The sequence below is a fragment of the Citrobacter sp. ABFQG genome (assembly GCF_004322975.1).
GTDB classification, from domain to species: Bacteria; Pseudomonadota; Gammaproteobacteria; order Enterobacterales; family Enterobacteriaceae; genus Citrobacter; species Citrobacter freundii.
The window spans coordinates 1,035,144-1,052,570 of the sequence record NZ_CP036435.1 but is presented as its reverse complement, the minus strand read 5'-3'; the positions used below and the strand labels follow the sequence as shown (position 1 = coordinate 1,052,570).

Annotated in this window: 16 protein-coding genes; 6 read left to right on the top strand and 10 right to left on the bottom strand. The window is 51.7% G+C overall.

What is annotated here, in order from left to right; genetic code table 11:
* Positions 1–22: 22 nt before the first annotated feature.
* The 5 genes from ubiA to malK all read right to left on the bottom strand — a co-directional run bounded on the left by ubiA (position 23) and on the right by malK (position 5,191).
* A complete protein-coding gene (gene ubiA, locus WN16_RS05160; RefSeq protein WP_044702288.1) occupies positions 23–895 on the bottom strand; it encodes a 4-hydroxybenzoate octaprenyltransferase in 873 nt (290 codons plus the stop codon).
* A 13-nt stretch (positions 896–908) separates the two neighbouring features.
* Positions 909–1,406, bottom strand: a complete 498-nt coding sequence (gene ubiC, locus WN16_RS05155; protein WP_003844713.1) for a chorismate lyase — start codon at positions 1,404–1,406, stop codon at positions 909–911.
* A 180-nt stretch (positions 1,407–1,586) separates the two neighbouring features.
* Positions 1,587–2,534 carry a maltose operon protein MalM gene (malM, locus tag WN16_RS05150; protein WP_003841372.1) on the bottom strand — a complete coding sequence of 316 codons (948 nt, stop codon included), beginning with the start codon at positions 2,532–2,534 and terminating at the stop codon, positions 1,587–1,589.
* A 113-nt stretch (positions 2,535–2,647) separates the two neighbouring features.
* Entirely contained in the window at positions 2,648–4,003 is a 1,356-nt protein-coding gene (locus WN16_RS05145; RefSeq protein ID WP_003031683.1) for a maltoporin, read from the bottom strand.
* A 78-nt stretch (positions 4,004–4,081) separates the two neighbouring features.
* Positions 4,082–5,191: a maltose/maltodextrin ABC transporter ATP-binding protein MalK gene (malK, locus tag WN16_RS05140; RefSeq protein WP_003031682.1), complete on the bottom strand. Its 1,110-nt coding sequence runs from the start codon at positions 5,189–5,191 to the stop codon at positions 4,082–4,084.
* Positions 5,192–5,551: 360 nt separating this feature from the next.
* On the opposite strand from malK, the gene malE reads away from it, so the two are divergent.
* From malE to nhaC, 5 genes are all read left to right on the top strand, one after another.
* A complete protein-coding gene (malE, locus tag WN16_RS05135) occupies positions 5,552–6,742 on the top strand; it encodes a maltose/maltodextrin ABC transporter substrate-binding protein MalE (protein ID WP_003031680.1) in 1,191 nt (396 codons plus the stop codon).
* 131 nt (positions 6,743–6,873) lie between these two features.
* Positions 6,874–8,418, top strand: a complete 1,545-nt coding sequence (gene malF, locus WN16_RS05130; RefSeq protein ID WP_044702287.1) for a maltose ABC transporter permease MalF — start codon at positions 6,874–6,876, stop codon at positions 8,416–8,418.
* Positions 8,419–8,432: 14 nt separating this feature from the next.
* Entirely contained in the window at positions 8,433–9,323 is an 891-nt protein-coding gene (gene malG / locus WN16_RS05125) for a maltose ABC transporter permease MalG (protein WP_003031677.1), read from the top strand.
* A gap of 302 nt (positions 9,324–9,625) precedes the next feature.
* Positions 9,626–10,804 carry a MalY/PatB family protein gene (locus WN16_RS05120; protein WP_044702305.1) on the top strand — a complete coding sequence of 393 codons (1,179 nt, stop codon included), beginning with the start codon at positions 9,626–9,628 and terminating at the stop codon, positions 10,802–10,804.
* Entirely contained in the window at positions 10,797–12,248 is a 1,452-nt protein-coding gene (gene nhaC, locus WN16_RS05115; protein ID WP_032938203.1) for a Na+/H+ antiporter NhaC, read from the top strand. Before WN16_RS05120 ends, nhaC begins: the two co-directional genes overlap by 8 nt.
* A 75-nt stretch (positions 12,249–12,323) precedes the next feature.
* Here the strand turns inward: nhaC and psiE are convergent, their stop codons facing one another.
* Positions 12,324–12,734, bottom strand: a complete 411-nt coding sequence (psiE, locus tag WN16_RS05110) for a phosphate-starvation-inducible protein PsiE (protein WP_003031674.1) — start codon at positions 12,732–12,734, stop codon at positions 12,324–12,326.
* A 135-nt stretch (positions 12,735–12,869) separates the two neighbouring features.
* Between psiE and WN16_RS05105 the strand changes: the two genes are divergently transcribed.
* A complete protein-coding gene (locus tag WN16_RS05105) occupies positions 12,870–13,325 on the top strand; it encodes an acyltransferase (protein WP_161799279.1) in 456 nt (151 codons plus the stop codon).
* 97 nt (positions 13,326–13,422) lie between these two features.
* On the opposite strand, the gene WN16_RS05100 is transcribed toward WN16_RS05105, so the two are convergent.
* From WN16_RS05100 to yjbE, 4 genes are all read right to left on the bottom strand, one after another.
* Positions 13,423–15,519, bottom strand: coding sequence for a YjbH domain-containing protein (locus WN16_RS05100; protein ID WP_044702285.1), 2,097 nt, complete (start codon positions 15,517–15,519; stop codon positions 13,423–13,425).
* On the bottom strand, positions 15,519–16,256 hold the full coding sequence (locus tag WN16_RS05095) for a capsule biosynthesis GfcC D2 domain-containing protein (protein WP_044702283.1): 738 nt from the start codon (positions 16,254–16,256) through the stop codon (positions 15,519–15,521). The genes WN16_RS05100 and WN16_RS05095 overlap by 1 nt, the downstream gene beginning before the upstream one ends.
* Positions 16,253–16,891 carry a YjbF family lipoprotein gene (locus WN16_RS05090; RefSeq protein WP_044702281.1) on the bottom strand — a complete coding sequence of 213 codons (639 nt, stop codon included), beginning with the start codon at positions 16,889–16,891 and terminating at the stop codon, positions 16,253–16,255. Before WN16_RS05090 ends, WN16_RS05095 begins: the two co-directional genes overlap by 4 nt.
* A 119-nt stretch (positions 16,892–17,010) precedes the next feature.
* Complete coding sequence (yjbE, locus tag WN16_RS05085; protein ID WP_003826562.1) at positions 17,011–17,253, bottom strand: exopolysaccharide production protein YjbE; 243 nt, start codon at positions 17,251–17,253, stop codon at positions 17,011–17,013.
* Between the last annotated feature and the right edge of the window lie 174 nt (positions 17,254–17,427).

The window sequence follows — 17,427 nt, the reverse complement described above, 5'->3', positions numbered from 1 at the left end:
TATTTTGCAGGCTAAGCCAAACTCAAAAGTGCCAGTAGCTCATCGCCAGTCCTAAGAACAGTACCAGGCCTACATAGTTATTGTTCATAAACGCTTTAAAACAGGCATCACGCTCACGATTAACGATCAGCTTCTGCTGATACACAAACAGCGCACCCGCCACCAGCAGAGACCAGTAATAGCCCGGTCCCAGCCCGTTTAGCCAACCCACCAGTGCCATCAGCGTCAGTACGCCCACCTGCAGAATACCAATGATCAGCTTGTCGTTTTGACCGAACAAAATCGCGGTCGATTTAATGCCAATCTTCAGGTCATCATCCCGATCAACCATCGCATACTGTGTGTCATAGGCCACCGCCCAGAGAATGTTGGCGAGGAACATCAGCCAGCAGCTCAGTGGTACAGACTCGCTCACGGCGGCAAACGCCATCGGTATAGACCAGCCAAACGCCGCGCCCAGCACCACCTGCGGCAGATGCGTGTAGCGTTTCATGAAGGGATAGACCCACGCCAGCGCTAGCGCCGCAACGGACAACAAAATGGTCATCGTGTTGAGTGTCAAAACCAGCAGGAAGGCCAGCAACACCAATACGACGAACAGCGTTCGGGCTTCTTTTTCGGTGACGGCACCGCTCGGCAGCGGTCGATTCGCGGTGCGTTTAACGTGTCCGTCAAATTTCCTGTCGGCATAATCATTTACCACGCATCCAGCGGCGCGCATTAACCAAACGCCGGCGATAAATACCGCCAGGATCCACAGTTGCGGCATGCCTGGGGTCGCCACCCACAATGCCCATAGCGTTGGCCAGAGCAGCAGTAAGGCGCCGATCGGCTTATCCGTACGCATCAAGCGGTGAAACGCCAGCAGCTTATTCTGCGTCAGACTCCACTCCATCTTTATCTTCCTCTCAGTACAACGGCGATGCAGGCAGAAAAAGCTCGGTAAGCATCAGCGGCTTACCGCTCAGCCGTAGGCGGGAACGACGCCCCCATAGCGCTGCATCGCGGCCAATCTCAATAAAATCTCGGGTCAATGTCGATGACGTAAACAGGTAGCGTCCGAGCGGGGTTTTCCCCAGGTTCTGTAAGGCCAGTTCAGGGCCGCACAAGGTTGATTCAGGCACCACGGTCCGTCCGGCAAGCCAGGGTTCACCATCCGCACATAACAGGATTTCACGTAACCAATAGCGAGACTCTTTAGGCAGCAGCGTCAGTTCTTCAGCCACCTCATTTTGCCCAACGAATTCTTCGCGAATCAACGTTACGGTGACTTTTTTCCCCTGCAGCTCAAAACGTTTGGTCATGGAATCTTCCAGTAACAACCAGTCGAGCAGTTGGGGGTCCAGCGCTGGGATCGCATCAAAATAACGCAGCGCACGCAGTTGCGTTAACGCAGGGTGTGGCATGCCTTACTCTCCGATTTATAACCTGAAGGCATTGTATCGCAGAAAATGCATTACGGGGTGAGCAAACACAATTAAGTGATCGTCAGAGCAACATAAGTGTAACAATTAGCACCGAAGGATAAAAAAAGGTGCGCCAGGAGACGCACCAGTTGTTGCAAAATCAGCACTGCGGGGAGACGTTTACCCCTTGCCTTTTACACTGCTGATAAAGGTGGATCGGGCAGATTTGGATCCCAGACGTTCAGCTTCATCAAGCAGCTTCAGCGCTTTATCGACATCGCCTTTCGCCACGGCATCCTTAATGCCCTGGTTAAAATAACTTTCCGTGTCATTTAACATCGGCTCACTTTTCTTCACCGGTTGTGGCGCTGGAGCAGCAACGGCTGCCGCCGGAGCCGCATAAGTAACTGCAGGCGCTGCGGTATTACCCACCGTGACAGGGCCAGGGCCGGATGAGCCAAACAGCGGCCCTACCAGCACGCTGGAGGAGGAACTGGTTTTGACTTTCAGCTTCAGCAGACCGTCGGTGGTATGACGGGCGATCGGGTCAGGAATATCCGGAACAGCGTTACCTACACCCTTGGCATAGGCTTTTGCCGGGTCAAGCAGGGTCGTGGTCTGCTGGAGATCTTTATCTGTGGTAAAGACCAGAACATAGAGCTTTTGCTGGCCCAGCGCTGGCGTCAGACGCATTACGCCTTCCAGACGATCGGCACTCATCACGCCGGGTTCCTGGTAGGTGAAATAGCTGCTGGGGAAGAACGCAGATGGCGTCATGTTCTGATCAAGAATTAAAACGTTTGGTGCAAATACACTGGTTTGTTTGTTGACTTCACTGGTCAGCGTCAGAGTTAACTCACCAATATTCGCGGGTACGCTGTACGCAGCGACTGGGCCAGTAATACCAGCAACATCCAGACGCTGACCCGCTGTCGCTAGCTGTGTCGACTGGGTTTTGGATTGATCAACCGGCGTCCAGGTTAACTGTTGTAGCGCAGCAGTGGGAATAGCTGGAGCCGCGGTGGTGTTCTGCGGAACAATATTTACATCGGCCAGGCTGATGCCAGGCGCGCTGGCAAATAACCCTGCAGATAAACAAAGGGCAACGAGACTTTTCTTCATTTTCATTGTTATCACCTCAGATAGCATGGGTTCAGCGGTGGCCAGGCAATAGCGCGCTAAACCGTAATCAAGAGGGGCTGGCGCCCCTCTTTCGGTCTTTACGTCAGGTTAGTGCTGAATTACCACCAGATTTCCATCTGGGCACCGAAGGACCACTCATCGCTGTCGCCACGGCTGGTTGTGCTGATACCAGAGTTGGTTGCAGCGGCGTATTTGGTTACGTCGTTACCATTTTTAACGTAGCCCCACTCTTCATCCCATTTGGCATAGGTTGCAAAGACACGAATTGCCGGGCGGGACCAGATGCTGTCGCCAGCCTGCCACTGTTGCGCCAGGGTGATTTTGTACTGGCTGTTGCGATCGCCAGTTTGCTGAGATTTGACGTTGTCGTAACCGACTTCCAGCAGGGTGCTCATGATCGGTGTCCATTTGTACATCGGACGAATACCGACGGTGTACCATTCGGTCCCCAGGTCGTTATCCATATCGAGGTTCTGGTACATACCGACGTACATCAGATCCCATTTGTCGCCCAGGGAGATTGCACCGTGGTCAAGTACGCGGAACAGGCTACCGTTGTTATTAATAACGTTATTGGCGTAATTCGTTTTACTACCGTCTGGGTTAGTAACGGTGAAGGAGGATGAACCGTAAGACCCTTGGTTCAGACCTTTACCCTGAGTGGTCATAGAATCTGTCGCGTACTGAACAACAAACTTGTTGTAGCCCTTCAGCATGCTCTGGGTATGTTCAGCGGTGAACATCCAACCATCTTTAGATGCGCCGTCTGCCAGGTGGTAATCATCGGTGGTATTCGCACGGCCATAGTCAACGCCCAATTCCAACATCCCATCCGGGTTAGTTGCCAACTGTGCTAAACGAACGTCAAATACGTCGTTGGCGGTGTCTTTGGTACGATCATAGATATTCTGGCTGCTGAAAGCATATGAACCACCCGCTTCCTGTGAACGGCTCGCGGCCAGAGACAGTTTACCGAAGCCCAGATCGATGTTTTCAATACCAGCACCAGGACCTGAAATATCCCAGTAGTAGAAGTCGATCATGTGAACATCATGACGCTGATAGAAGCGCTTACCTGCCCAGATAGTGGAGCCTGGCAGCCATTCAATCAGGTTTTTACCCTGCACGTTGGCTTCACGGAAGGCCGGGTCAGTCCCTTCCCAGTCATTCTGCTGTGCGACGGAATAGGCAACGTTAGTGTCGAAGTAGAAGCTCTTATCGCCCTCTTTCCACACTTCCTGACCTAATTTAATTTCCGCATAGGTTTCACATTCGTTACCAAGACGGTATTTACTTTGGGCGCCGGTTGCCTGGAAACACTGTTGTTCACCGCCGCTACCCGTCCAGCCAATACCGGAACGTGCATAGCCATGGAAATCCACAGCCATTGCCTGAACAGACATAATGCCTGCCGCCACAGCAACCGCCAGAGGGAGTTTGCGCAGAGTAATCATCGTTCTATCTCCTGAGATCATTGCTTTTCTTTAAACGCTTCACCTTGACGGTTTTGCGCTTTTTTTTAATGGGATACCTTAAACACCCGGCTCTTGATGCAACCGACGACATGCACTGCCATCCTCACGGAACAGATGGCAACGCTCTGGCGGCAGGCCGATAGCGAATGTGGCACCCTCTTCTACCAACACCACGTCGTTCTGGCGGTAAACCAGGTTTTGACGGATGGCGGGGATCTGGATATGAATTTGTGTTTCGTGACCAAGCTGCTCGACCACCTGCACTTCACCTTCGAGGGTGACATCGGCGATATCGCTGGGCAGCAGATGTTCCGGGCGGATACCTAAAGACATGTTGGCGCCAACCTGCACCGCATGGCTGTCTACCGGGAGCCATATTTGCTGGCGGTTAGGCAGTTCAACCTGCACCTGATCGATGGCCGTCCCGGTGACTTTCACCGGCAGGAAGTTCATCTTCGGCGAGCCAATAAACCCGGCAACAAAGCGGTCAGCCGGGTAGTGGTATAGCTCCAGCGGTTTACCGACCTGCGCTACGCGACCGGCATCCAGCACCACAATTTTGTCAGCCAGGGTCATCGCTTCGACCTGATCGTGGGTGACGTAAATCATCGTGCGACCAAGACGTTTATGCAGGCGGGAGATTTCAATTCGCATCTGGACGCGCAGCGCGGCGTCGAGGTTTGACAGCGGTTCGTCCAGCAGGAATACACGCGGTTCGGCGACCAGCGTACGGCCAATCGCCACACGCTGACGTTGTCCGCCGGAAAGCGCTTTTGGTTTACGCTCCAGCAGGTGTGCCAGTTGCAGAACTTCCGCAACCTGGTTCACACGTTGGTTCATCACCTCTTTTTTCGCCCCGGCCAGTTTGAGGCCGAATGACATGTTTTCCGCGACAGATAAATGGGGGTATAACGCGTAGGACTGAAAGACCATACCCACACCGCGTTCGGCGGGCGGAATGTCGTTCATCCGGGTCTCCCCGATAAACAAGTCACCACTGGTGATGGTTTCAAGCCCGGCGATCATACGCAGCAAGGTCGACTTACCGCAGCCTGACGGTCCGACAAACACCACGAATTCCCCTTCGTGAATGTCGAGATTGATATCTTTCGATACCACCACGTCACCCCAGGCTTTTGTTACATTTCGCAGCTGTACGCTCGCCATGCCCTTCTCCCTTCGTTACAACCTGTCATCGACAGCAACATTCATGATGGGCTGACTATGCGCGATCACTTGACTGCGTGAATCCTCCACCCCCCGGCTTTTTTATGGGGGAGGAGGCGGGAGGATGAGAGAGCAGCGTCTGAGACCCAGGCTACCCGCCGCAGAGGAATTTCGTGATGCAGCCTGCAAAAATCGGTGGGTTTTTATGTGCGCCAGTACGCAATACTCACATTTATGTAACACAGATCACATAAAGAGCGGGTGGGGCGTAGGGGTAAGGAGGATGGAAAGAGGTTGTCGTATAAAGAAACTAGTAACCGTTAAGCCACCTCTGCAAAATCACCAAACAGGATGGGAACTATGAAAATCAAAACTGGCGCACGCATCCTCGCATTGTCTGCATTAACGACGATGATGTTTTCCGCCTCGGCTCTCGCCAAGATTGAAGAAGGTAAGCTGGTTATCTGGATTAACGGCGACAAAGGCTATAACGGCCTCGCTGAAGTGGGCAAAAAATTCGAGAAAGACACCGGGATCAAAGTCACTATTGAGCACCCGGACAAACTGGAAGAGAAATTCCCGCAGGTTGCCGCGACCGGCGACGGCCCGGACATCATCTTCTGGGCTCATGACCGTTTTGGCGGTTACGCTCAGTCTGGCCTGCTGGCTGAAATCACGCCTGACAAAGCGTTCCAGGACAAACTCTATCCGTTCACCTGGGATGCCGTACGCTATAACGGCAAACTGATTGCCTACCCGATCGCGGTTGAAGCGCTATCGCTGATTTACAACAAAGACCTCGTGCCAAACCCACCGAAAACCTGGGAAGAAATTCCTGCACTGGATAAAGAACTGAAGGCGAAAGGTAAATCCGCGCTGATGTTCAACCTGCAAGAGCCGTACTTCACCTGGCCGCTGATTGCCGCCGACGGCGGTTACGCATTCAAGTTTGAAAACGGCAAGTACGATGTGAAAGACGTGGGCGTGGATAACGCCGGCGCGAAAGCGGGTCTGACCTTCCTGGTTGACCTGATCAAGAACAAACACATGAACGCGGATACCGATTACTCCATCGCCGAAGCGGCCTTTAACAAGGGCGATACCGCGATGACCATCAACGGTCCGTGGGCGTGGTCCAATATCGACAAGAGCAAAATCAACTACGGCGTCACGCTGCTGCCAACCTTCAAAGGCAAAGCGTCTAAACCATTTGTTGGCGTTCTGAGCGCCGGTATCAACGCCGCCAGCCCGAACAAAGAACTGGCGAAAGAGTTCCTCGAAAACTACCTGCTGACCGATCAGGGTCTGGATGAAGTGAACAAGGACAAGCCGCTGGGCGCCGTTGCGCTGAAATCCTTCCAGGATCAGTTAGCAAAAGACCCACGCATCGCCGCCACCATGGATAACGCCCAGAAAGGCGAAATCATGCCGAACATCCCACAGATGTCCGCATTCTGGTATGCCGTTCGTACCGCAGTGATCAACGCAGCCAGCGGCCGTCAGACCGTCGATGCCGCGCTGAAAGATGCACAAGGTCGTATCACCAAGTAATGCTGTAGCACACGTGCCGGATGGCGGCATAAATGCCTTATCCGGCCTACAACACACCGTAGGCCTGATAAGCGCAGCGCCATCAGGCACGCTGACCAACAGGTTTTCATTGTTGTTGAGGATTGAACCCCATGGATGTCATTAAAAAGAAACACTGGTGGCAAAGCGACACGCTGAAATGGTCAGTGATGGGTCTGCTTGGGCTGCTGGTCGGTTACCTTGTTGTTTTGATGTACGCTCAGGGGGAGTACCTGTTTGCCATCATGACGCTGATTTTAAGCTCTGCTGGCCTGTATATTTTCGCTAACCGTAAAGCCTATGCCTGGCGCTATGTTTACCCGGGCGTTGCCGGTATGGGGCTGTTTGTCCTGTTTCCGCTGATTTGTACGATCGCCATTGCCTTTACCAACTACAGCAGTACTAACCAACTGACCTTTGAACGTGCTCAGGAAGTCCTGATGGATCGTTCGTATCAGGCTGGGAAAACCTACAACTTTGGCCTGTATCCGGCGGGTGATGAGTGGCAATTGGCTCTCACCGACGGTGAAACCGGCAAGAATTATGTTTCCGACGCCTTCAAATTTGGCGGCGAACAGAAACTGCAACTGAAAGAAACGGATGCTTTGCCAGCGGGCGAGCGTGGGACGCTGCGCATCATCACGCAGAATCGCCAGGCGCTGAACCAACTGACCGCCATCCTGCCGGATGAAAGCAAAGTGATTATGAGCTCGTTGCGCCAGTTCTCCGGCACGCAGCCACTTTATACGCTTGCTGATGACGGTACGCTCACCAACAACCAGAGCGGCGTAAAATACCGCGCCAATAACGATATTGGTTATTATCAGGCGATTAACGCTGACGGTAGCTGGGGTAGCGAAAAACTCAGTCCAGGCTATACCGTTGCCATCGGCTGGGATAACTTCACTCGCGTGTTTACCGACGAAGGCATCCAGAAACCGTTCTTCGCCATCTTTGTCTGGACGGTGGTCTTCTCCGTTCTGACGGTGATCCTCACCGTTGCTGTGGGGATGGTGCTGGCCTGTCTCGTACAGTGGGAATCTCTCAAAGGCAAAGCGATTTACCGTGTCCTGTTGATTCTTCCGTATGCCGTACCGTCGTTTATCTCGATTCTGATTTTCAAGGGCTTATTCAACCAGAGCTTTGGTGAAATCAACATGATGCTGAGCGCACTGTTTGGTATCAAACCGGCCTGGTTCAGCGACCCAACCACCGCGCGTTCGATGATTATTATCGTCAACACCTGGCTCGGTTATCCATACATGATGATCCTGTGCATGGGTCTGCTGAAAGCGATTCCTGACGATCTGTATGAAGCCTCGGCGATGGATGGCGCAGGTCCGTTCCAGAACTTCTTTAAGATAACGCTACCGCTGCTGATTAAGCCGTTGACACCGCTGATGATCGCCAGCTTCGCCTTTAACTTTAACAACTTCGTGCTGATTCAGCTGTTGACCAACGGTGGCCCGGACCGACTCGGCACCACCACGCCAGCCGGTTATACCGACCTGCTCGTGAGCTACACCTACCGTATCGCCTTTGAAGGCGGCGGTGGTCAGGACTTCGGTCTGGCGGCGGCGATTGCCACGCTGATCTTCCTGCTGGTGGGTGCGCTGGCGATTGTGAACCTGAAAGCCACACGTATGAAGTTTGATTAAGGGAGACAACGAACATGGCTATGGTACAACCCAAATCTCAGAAACTGCGTCTCTTAACAACGCACCTGCTGCTGCTGATTTTCATCGCGGCGATCATGTTCCCGTTGCTGATGGTTATCGCTATCTCGCTGCGCGAAGGTAACTTTGCCACCGGCAGTTTGATCCCGGAAAACATCTCCTGGGAACACTGGAAACTGGCACTGGGCTTTAGCGTTGAACACGCGGATGGCCGCGTGACGCCACCGCCATTCCCGGTATTGTTATGGCTGTGGAACTCGGTGAAAGTGGCCAGCATTACCGCGATCGGTATCGTGACGCTTTCCACCACCTGTGCTTACGCCTTTGCGCGTATGCGTTTCCCGGGCAAAGCAACCCTGCTGAAAGGGATGCTGATTTTCCAGATGTTCCCGGCGGTGCTGTCTCTGGTCGCGTTGTATGCTTTGTTTGACCGCCTGGGCCAGTACATCCCGTTTATCGGCTTGAACACGCACGGCGGCGTGATCTTCGCCTATCTTGGCGGTATTGCGCTGCATGTATGGACGATTAAGGGTTATTTCGAAACCATCGACGGTTCGCTGGAAGAAGCGGCCGCGCTGGATGGCGCAACGCCTTGGCAGGCATTCCGCCTGGTGCTGCTACCACTTTCCGTTCCGATTCTGGCGGTCGTGTTTATTCTGTCTTTCATTGCCGCTATTACCGAAGTACCGGTCGCGTCACTGCTGCTGCGTGATGTGAACAGCTATACCCTCGCGGTAGGTATGCAGCAGTACCTCAATCCACAGAACTATTTGTGGGGCGACTTTGCCGCCGCAGCTGTACTTTCAGCCATTCCGATCACGCTGGTGTTCCTGCTGGCACAACGCTGGCTGGTCAACGGCCTGACGGCGGGTGGTGTGAAAGGTTAAGTTTTACCGAAGTAACAGCCCGGCGACGGGCAATGCCACTGCAACCCTCAACTTATGTTATCCCAACCTGTGACTGTTATTCGGCGCTCTACGGAGCGCCCTTTTTTTATGTAAATTACAGGCGGTTAAGCGATGTAAAACGTTTACACTCGCCGGATTATTTTTATTGACAGATAGTTAACATCTTTGTGATAAGCATCACATATGCAAATTTTCATAATGACGAAAACAAAATACAGAATAACACTTCCACCCTCGAAATATTACATTACTCTAAAGATGAAATCGGGCGAGTAACAAATATGAAAGTTTATAATTTTGATAAAGTTATTTCACGCGACGGAACCTATAGCGCTAAATATAATAACAAGGGGCGTGAAATCATCCCTCTATCTGTAGCTGATATGGATATCCCGGTAGCTGATTTTATGGTTTCTGAATTATCAGTCGCAAATCAGAAAGGTATCTACGGTTATACATTATTAAGTGATGACTGGCAGCAAGTGACAGCACAGTGGTATCAACGCCATTACTCGTGGAAGGTCAACCCTGAACACATTGTTTTTTGCCCACGAGTGGTACAAGCCGTTTCATTATATATCCAGAATTTTACCCAACCGGGAGATGCTATTGTCAGCCTGGCACCAGCCTATCATCCTATTAGCCATGCAGTTGAAGTCAACCATAGAGTATTGCTGGAAAGTGCGTTGCTTTATCGTGACCGCTCCTATGAAATAGACTTTGCGGATCTCGAAGATAAGTTTAAAACGGCTTGTTGTTTCATTCTAATATCGCCGCATAATCCAACAGGAACAATCTGGTCAGAAGATAATCTAAGAAAAATAGCTTCATTAGCAGAGAAATACAACGTTTTTATTATTTCTGATGATGTTCATGCAGACTTCAATTTCATCAAAAAACATCATCAAACAATTTCTTCGATAAGTTCATACGTTGCACAAAACTCGTTTATTTGTACATCTCCGGCAAAAACATTCAATATGGCCGGACTTGAAATCGCTAATATTGTTATTGCTAATGATAAGTATCGAGAAAAGTTTAAATCAGCTCTTATTGCAGCAGGTATCCATAATCCTGGTTATTTCTCTGTTCCTGCATTTCTCTGTGCTTACCGCCATGGTGATTCTTGGTTAGCAGCATTAAAAGATTATTTAGCCGAAAACAGGAGTTGGGTTCAATCCTTTTGCCAGACTCATTTTCCAGACTGGGTTTTAGCCTCTGGTGGCGGAACTTACATGTTGTGGATTGACTACCGAGCGATGAACATCAGCGAAGAGCAGCTACGCCATTGGTTTGTTTCGCTCGCAGGTGTTGAGATGAGTTGGGGATCAGATTTTGGCGATGAAGGACTTGGTTTTTTCCGTGTGAACATTGCCACGCCGAGAACCATTCTTAAAGAAGCATTTGAACGGATTTATCAGAGCATACCCTACACTAAAGGAGTTTCCCTCCATGAATAATAACAATACTCCAAGAACACCAACTCTGGTGGAATCAATGTTACCGATACTGGCGATGGTCTTATTGCTGGGGGTTGGTTATGCGGCTTTCGATCTACCACCTGAGCCATTAATGGTCCTTTCGACCGTCATTGCGGCACTATTGGTTAAGCGTTTGGGGTACGGCTACAACGCAATCCTTGAATCAATTTCGCAGAAAATCGCCAAAACGATGCCCGCTCTCTTAATTTTGATCAGCGTGGGCCTACTGATTGGGACATGGATGATAGGCGGTACTATTCCGCTGATGATTTATTACGGCCTTAATCTGATAAACCCTTCAATGATCTATGTGACAGCCCTGCTTGTCACTGCAGTCGTCTCTGTGTGCACAGGAACATCCTGGGGCTCAGCGGGCACAGTCGGTGTAGCGTTTATGGGCGTGGCCATCGGAATGGAGGCTAATCTGGCAGCAACTGCTGGGGCTATTGTGGCGGGAGCTTACTTCGGGGACAAACTGTCTCCCCTTTCTGGTGACACTAACCTGGCAGCGATGGCCGCCCAGATAGATCTCTATGAACATATCGCTCATTTACTTTACACAACCCTTCCTTCCTTGATCCTTTCTGCTGTTGTCATGACTCTCTATGGTATGAATGGCGATCTCGGCGGCTCAACCGTTCCCGATAAAGTTCAGTTAATTACAGAGGGATTAAAGGGTATTTACCATTTTAATTTGTTGTTACTGTTACCCATTGCTATTGTCCTGTACGGCTCGATTACCAAGAAACCAACCATTCCAATTATGTTAGTTTCGGCACTGGTTGCCATGATCAACGCCAGCGTCATTCAGGGTTTCACTCTGCACGATATTGTAAAAAGCGCCGTAGACGGATTTAACGTTTCAATGCTTGCCGATAAAGATGTTAATCCCCTACTGGGTAATTTGCTTAACCGTGGTGGCATGAACTCGATGATGAGTACGCTGCTGATTTGTTTCTGCGCCCTTTCATTTGCGGGAACATTGGCTCTGAGCGGTGCTTTAGAAGTCATTGTCCACAACCTACTTAAACTAGTTCATTCCACAGGAACCATGATTCTTGCGACTATTGCCTGTGGTTTAACAATGATTAGCGTGACCTGTAATGGTCAGATCTCAATCCTGATTCCGATTGAAATGCTACGAAGCGCTTATATTGAGCGTGGGCTACACCCAAAAAATCTGGCAAGGACAGTAGAAGACTCTGCCACCATATTCGAGCCGATTCTGCCCTGGACTGCGGCGGGAGCCTACATGGCAGGTACGCTTGGTGTTGCAACATTAAGCTATCTTCCGTGGGCGATTCTCTGCTGGAGTGGCATTTTCTTTGCGACGTTATGGGGTTTCACTGGTTTTGGCATTGCTCGCTTATCCAAAGAAAAGCAGCAACAGCTCATGATGGAAGCAGCAAATGAAAGCAAGTAGTACCAGCCTGATTAAGATATTTGCCAATAATTAACTACGTCTACACGCCGCAGCCCGATTGCGGCGTGTTGTCTTTTACTCTCGCTTCAGCCGTTTGGAATTACACAGCCACAGGGTGATCACCAGCAGCAGGATCGCTGCAGAATAGATCAGCACATCCATCGGCGCTTTATGATCGACAATGATCAACCGCACAATCGCAGTGATCCCGATATAGACAAAGTAGCGCAACGGAAAGTGAAACCCTGACTGAAAGTACTTCACAATCAACGCGATAAATTCAAAGTAGAGGAAGTAAACCACCAGCCCTTCCACCAGCTCATACTTGCTGGTTTGTTCCGGCGCGAACAGCACGTCCGCCAGATGCAGCGTTTCTTTCCCGAGGAATACAACCAGGATCAGGCCCAGACTCAGCAGTCCCAGATTCAACACGGTCTGTAAAATAGTGGAGATAAACTCCACGCGCGGACGAGATAGCGACGTCATAGCAGCACCTCTTACTCAGTGGCGAGGTTCCTGTATAACGCAAAAATGTGACAGAGATCTACATTTTTTGTTTATATTTTGTGCAAGAAAGGTCAACGGAGAATGATGAATGCCACGATACATTTCACAGGATGAATTATGCAGCTAAGACAATCCGCTGTCCGCAACGTTACCTGCGGTGAGAACGTGGTGATTTATGAACCTGCCAATCTCTACGATTGCACATTGGGAGACAACGTTTTTGTCGGACCATTTGTTGAAATCCAGGGCAACACACAGATTGGCGCAGACAGCAAAATTCAGTCGCACACCTTCATCTGCGAATATGTCACCCTCGGCGCCCGCTGTTTTATCGGTCATGGCGTGATGTTCGCCAACGATATGTTCCGCGAAGGAAAACCCAACGCCGACCGCAACAGTTGGGGAAGAATTACGATTGGCGACGATGTTTCGATCGGCAGCGGGGCGACCATTCTGGCGGTCACTGTCTGCGATGGCGCGGTCATCGGCGCAGGAAGCGTAGTGACCAAATCAATCACCGAGAAAGGCGTGTACGCGGGAAACCCGGCAAAATTATTGCGTCGCCTGTAACTTCCCTGATGACGGCGTAAATACCTTATCCGGCCTGCAATACAGGCTCTTTGTAGGCCGGATAAGCGTAGCGCCATCCGGCTGGCAAACGGCTCGATTACCGAAAATTCACGCTGCGATCGCTGGTCATATCGTACAGACCAAACTTACGCCCAAGCTGCTGACCGCCATCACGTGTTAACGGCGTCCAGCCAATCGCCGCACGGCTGCGGGTCGGACCAGACGAGAACAGATCCAGCGGCACGGAAACGTACACCCCTTTAGTAAAATCACCCTCGCCATACTCATCCGGCGAGGCGTTAGTGATAGTCGCATAACCACCCACCACGACACCGCTGTCGAAGCGTTTGGCGATCTCCAACGTTCCGCCCTTATCCCCGGCCAGATACTGACCCACGCTGGCTTTCACCAGCACATCCTGGGCGAAAGAAGGATTCCAGTACGCGGTCAAATGCCCGGTCTTCACGCTGTAGTCGGTGAATTTCATCATGTCCTGCGCGCTACGCCAGTCACGCTGTTTCACGTAGTTGGCATCAACACCAAACGCCCAGTTGCTGTCCAGCGGGCGATACAGCACTTCTGCCCCCGCCCCGCCGTACATGGTCTCCAGATAGCCGCCGTAAACCTGTCCGTAAAAGCCGTTGCCGAGTGACTGGAAGTAGTTGGCCTGCAGGTTATTCACGTAAACATCGTTTTGCACGTAGTCACGTACATGGGTACGCACACGCGGCAAATGCGAATCCTGCGGCGGGTTGGTGTAGTTAAACTTGTCATAGTTATTGGCGAGGTTGGCGAACAAACTCCCGGTGGTCAGCAGATGATCGGTCACCCACCAATCCGCCGTACCCATCACGCCCAACTGATACATATAGAAATTTTCCGGGCCACCCACCGACTGGTTTAGCACCGGATCGATATGGAAATCGAAGCGCGACTTATCAATATACCAGCCCTGCTCGGTCGTTTTCGGCACCATGGGCTCCACGCGTTTTTGCGCCAGTTGAGTCTCATGGCCCAAGGGCTCGCCTTCCAGATGGCGCTTGAGGCTGGAAACCTCTGTTTCGGTCGTCACCTGCGGCAAGTTAAGGCGATTTTCCGTAATACGGATCGTGCGGATCCCGTCAGGAAGATCGTTCATCACGATCCGGTTGGCACGCTCGATCCCCTCGCGTGAATCACGGTATTTCACCTGTTCGCCTGTTACATACAGCGTATCGCCCTGCACCTGGATTTTAGGATCCGCCAGCCCGGCATTGTATTTCAGCAGCGTTAGCTGATTCGCCACCACCGAATGTTGCAGGATGGCATCCTGCGGCTGCGGCTGATACTTCGGACGGGCGTTATCGTTATAGTTTGGTCGCAAATCGTTGAAGTTAGTCCGCAGCGTGAACCCAAACATAAAGGTGTTCCCGCGCTCATAGCTGAGGTTAACGTCGGCCCAATCGGTGACGCGATAAATAGCGCCGACGTTAAACTTGCTCTTCTGATCCAGCTTGCCCGCGAAATCCTGCTGGTAATTATTACCCTCATACTCCAGTTTCAGACGCAGCGGCTGCCAGGGTGTCTGATATTCCACGCCGCCAAACAGCGATGCCGGGCCGTGGAACATCTGGCTGCCGTCAATGGAACCCGCCTGCTTGTAACTGTTATCGCGATGACAGAATTTATCGCTGTATGAGCAAAACGGATTGCTGACGTTGCCGCTGGTCCCGAGGTATCCCCAGCCAAGACCGAGTGAGAAATCAAACGGTCCCCAGGCTTTGTTTGCCACAATATACTCCGCATCGAACAGGCCCGTTCCGCCAATATCGCGCGCACCTACCGCCACCTGCGGCATCCAGTAGCTCTCTTCCCACAGACGTAGTTTGAGATCAAAAGCTTTATCCTTGTATGTCTGATCGCCAGAAAACGACTCCACGCTACTGTATTGTTTGGTACGCACATCGGTATAGCGCAGCGTGGTTTCCAGCCACGGGAAGAGCTGCACCGACGCAGAGTAATAGCGGTACTGATCGTTATCGCGGTAGTTAAGGCTCATTTCGCCCTCACGCGCCATGCGTGCGGTTGGGGTTTGCAGCAGCCCCACGCCGCCAAAATCGGACTGGGAAGGACCAATCGGCGCAGGATACGTTTCACCGTGACAGGCCGCACTGATACCCAGCGCCAACAGGCTGAGCAGATAAGTTTTTCTCATTATTCGGGTATCCGCTGGGTCAGGGTGCGAAGAATGTCGGCATTGATTTCATCCGGGGTGCTGCTCCAGACAGAGTCCGACAACCCGACAAAAATGATGCTGCCGGGCATCGGCTCAATGTGACGTTTGTTCCAGTAGGCGACCGGTACTTTTTGTGTGCGTCCGTTGGGATAGACAACCCAGGCGTAGCTACGATCCGCGCCGCTGAGCCGATGTTGCCCATCGAGATAGCTGGCAACATCACGTCCGGGTATAAAAGGCTGTTTACCCGGGTGGCTTAGCAGGCCAAACAGCGTGATATCCGTGGGCTGCGGTCCGACCCACAGTGTGTAATTGCCCTGCAACGGCGGGTTGCCTGGCTCACTGGTACGCACTACATCTGGGTCGAGATTAATCGTCTGTCTACCGGTCACCTTCAGCGCCTGAATTTGCTGGCGTAATGCGTTGATAGCGCCAGCATCATCACCGCTTGCTTCAGCACTCAACGCCGCCAGACGAGCCAGTAATGCCTGCTGCTGACGTTGTGCCTCAGTTGTTGCCCGCTCTTCGCTGATAACCGCACCTAGCCACCAGCTATTGCTCAACCGCGGCTGTCCAACCAGGTCGAGCAGATGTTCAGCCCCGGTCAGAGTTTTTGCTTCTGTGCTACCTGTCGTAATCACTTTTACGCTGCCCGCAGCAAAAACAGATGCCGCGCACAGGCTGAATGTCAGCGCAGTAATCATTTGTTTCATCATGGTTTTGCCGCCTTAATCAGCGTGGTTTTCACCGGGAAGAAACCTGCGCCAAGATACTGTTCCGACTGGCGAATCTGCCCTTCACTGTCGATCCAGTAGCGGTTATGCCAGCGCGTTTGATCGGTGGTGACCTCTTCATCAAGGATCCGTACCGGCGTGTTATAGCTGCCGACTTTGATGGTGTCTGCGCTATCCCATGTGAAAACCGAGCGCGCGGTGGCATAGCGTACCTGCTGATGTTCAGTCCAGCCCATCGTGCGGATCCACGTTGCGCCGTCGACTATCTGATTTGGCTTGATGAGCGGGTCTGTCGCCAGATTATTCACCTCGATTAGGTTGTCCCCGCCAAGGTGCGTTTTCACAATGCGCCCATGCTGCGTGACGAGAATAGCCCGATCCTGAGTCACCCATTTCTGCTGTCCGTTTTCTGCAAACGCGAGTACCACAAACAGTTGGGGACCGCCGTTGAGCTGCATGTACTGGCTGGCGTAAGGCATGTTTTGAATTTCATCGTCCGTCATCTGTACGCCGGAAGTACCAAACACGCTATCCCACAGCGAATGACCCAGCCCTTCGGTAGTGGCTGAGCACGCCTGCAGTAGCAGGCAAACCATTATGATCGCTGGTCGCTTCACGACGTTTCTCCGCTTTATTGCCGGGTGGCGCAACGCTTACCCGGCCTACAAATCCCACAGACTTTTGGCAATTCCAAAATAACCACACCGAAGTGTGGTTAGAATTAAACGTACCTTTATTACTGGGTACTGGTGGTTGTGGTGGTTGTGGTTCCGGTATTAGAACCATCGCCGCCGCCGGTCGCCGCCAGGGCAACCCCCACCGCAGAACTTACGGTGCTCACGCTGGTTGCGGAGGAACTTCCTGCCGAAACCGACGCAGCAGCCGACCCTGCAGCCTCACCCACCTGAACGGGGGCGGCATAGACAGAGGTCGCCGCAAGCGCAGATATAGCCCAAAGGCCATACAGAACTTTTTTCATCACAAATTCCCTTCATTGTATGAATGGAGATTTACCCAAAAGAATTTCGGGCGAGATCGAGTATACACAAGCGAAGTATGCAAATTAGATCGAGAGGGAATTTAGGACAATTAGATAACGAGAGAAAATATGATTAACAACAAATAATAAAAACAACTTAATTCAAAGAGTTAA